Annotated in this window: 1 protein-coding gene; it reads left to right on the top strand. The window is 35.4% G+C overall.

Going from position 1 to position 2093, the window contains the following annotated elements; genetic code table 11:
• The first annotated feature begins 15 nt into the window (after positions 1-15).
• A complete protein-coding gene (locus OMO38_RS20220; protein ID WP_264751984.1) occupies positions 16-2013 on the top strand; it encodes a DUF2207 domain-containing protein in 1998 nt (665 codons plus the stop codon).
• Positions 2014-2093 lie beyond the last annotated feature (80 nt).

Below are 2093 nucleotides of genomic sequence, written 5' to 3' on the forward strand. Positions count from 1 at the left end.
GGTAAAATTTGATGTATGAAAAGAATTATTACAATATTCATTCTCTTCTTTTGTTTTTTGGTGTCAGGTCAGGAGCCTTATCTCCAACTGCCTTCAGTTGCGGAAGAAGTAATTGATGAAAATCAAACCGAGGCTGGTGAAAGAATTATTTCTTTTCATGCAGATCTTACCATTGCAGAAAACGCTGATGTTACGGTTACAGAAACCATTAAAGTTTACGCAGCAGGTTACAATATTAAACGCGGTATTTTCCGTGCGTTGCCAACGGTAAGAAATATCAATGGAGGAAAAGAAAAAATCACGTATAAAATAATTTCTGTAGAAAAAGATGGTGTAGAAGAGGCTTATCACATCGAAAATCAAAATGGTGTTTTTAATATTTACATTGGAAATAAAGATCATGAGCTTAGTTCAGGTTTTTATACGTATAAGATTGTTTACAAGACGCAAGATCAGATTGGTCATTTCAAAGGTTATGATGAGTTTTACTGGAATGTGAATGGTACAGATTGGACTTTTCCCGTTGAAGAAATCAATGCCACAATTCATTTGCCAAATAATGCAGATATTCTTCAAAATTCTTGTTATACAGGCGTTCATGGAAGTACCGATAAAAACTGCACCAGCGAGAAATTATCTTCAACGCAGATTGTTTTTAAGGCTAAAAACTTAAAAGAGAGAGAAAACTTAACGGTTGCTGTAGGTTTTAAATCAGGAATTTTAAAAGAACCTGCTGCTTTTTTTAAATGGATCAATAGAAATTGGGAAAGCGTGCCTTTATTTCTGGTTGGGATTTATCTCCTATTCTTCTATTATACCAATTGGAAAAAACATGGTAGAGATCCTGAAAAACCGGCAGTAATTCCGCAGTTTAATGCACCTAATAATCTCTCGCCGGCCTCTTTGGGATATATAGATCGAAAGAAATTTCACGCAAATCTCGTGACAGCAAACCTTGTCGACCTTTCTATAAAAGGTTTTATCGATATTGATGAAGTAAAGGATGTTAAGAAAACCTATCTGTCAAAGATTTTTACATTAAAAAAGATTGGCTCAAATAGCAAAAGTCTGCAAAGTGATCAGAATGTATTACTGAAAAATATTTTTGGAAAAGAAACTACAGTTTCTGTGAATGGTACTTATAATTCGAAACTCAAGAATGCAGTTGAAGATTTTGAGAAATGTATTGTTAAAGAGAATAAAACGTATGTAGAAGGAAATTCTAATGTTAAGCTGGTGTATAAAGCCTTAAAAATTATTGTTGCAAGCTTTTTTCTTGCGCTTATTCTTGCAGCTCTCGCTACACAGAAATTTACAGCTCTGGGAATAGGATTAGGAATTGGTCTTTTTGGTGGTATTTTCGCGGCAATTTTAATAGCAATTTGGAATGATGAAAACAAGATGGCTATTTTCGTCGTATTTTTTTTCGCATCGGTGATTTTAATGCCATTGTTTTTCGTTGCGTTCGTAGATTCCGGGGACATATCATCATTTGAATCCAATTGCTTTAAATTTTTAATATTCTCAGTAATTTCGCTTTTTGTATTTAGATATTTTATTTACAATCCGAGTATCGAAAAAGTACAAATGGAGTCTGAAATTGCAGGTTTTAAAATGTACCTGAGCGTAGCTGAAGAAAACCAATTGAAGTTTCATAATCCTCCTGAAATGACCTCCGATGTGTATGAGAAGTTTCTCCCTTACGCCATTGTCTTTGGTGTTGAAGGAATTTGGGGCAAGAGATTTAGAGATAAATTACAAGAAACAATTGATGCAGCCGAACCTTACAGCGAAATTCAAAATCATTTCAGTTATGGTTTTGCAGAATCATTTACAACAACATTGAAAGGAACAACTGTTGCTCCTGTAAGCAGCTTTTCATCTTCATCATCGTCTTCCTCATCACGATCTTCAAGCAGTTCTTCTTATTCCGGAGGTTCCAGCTCCAGCGGTTCGTCTGGTGGAGGATCATCGGGCGGCGGTGGAGGTGGCGGCGGAGGCGGCGGCTGGTAATTTAAAGAAGCTTATAAGATTTTTAGAATTTTTTTTAAGACAGCAACTTGATGTTTCCTAAGATTATTTAAGATCTGTCC

Source organism: Chryseobacterium kimseyorum (assembly GCF_025971945.1).
GTDB classification, from domain to species: Bacteria; Bacteroidota; Bacteroidia; order Flavobacteriales; family Weeksellaceae; genus Chryseobacterium; species Chryseobacterium kimseyorum.